We start from the raw sequence: 244 nt of genomic DNA on the forward strand, positions 1-244 counted from the left end.
CCACAGGCAAGCATTAGTTTAATATCTTCAACTTCATCTACGGTGTAGGCAAATACCTTTAAGCCGCGCAGTTTGGCATCGTCAACAAACGACTTGTTCATGAAGTTTTTGTCAACATGAATGCTAAAGGCATGTAAGTCTTCAGCAAACTTCGCATACTGCAATGGAATTGATGCAGTAAGTGCGCCAATTTTAAGCCAAGGTAAGCGGCTTTTTAGCCAGTGTAGTTGATGATGATTAAATG

Annotated in this window: 1 protein-coding gene; it reads right to left on the bottom strand. The window is 40.6% G+C overall.

The genetic code is table 11. From position 1 onward, the window contains the following. Positions 1–244: glycerophosphodiester phosphodiesterase (locus R0K30_RS23145; RefSeq protein WP_410613336.1), on the bottom strand; the 244-nt coding region annotated here is incomplete at both ends.

Origin of the sequence: Bacillus sp. SIMBA_154, from assembly GCF_046536015.1 — a bacterium.
GTDB lineage: Bacteria > Bacillota > Bacilli > Bacillales > Bacillaceae > Bacillus > Bacillus pumilus_P.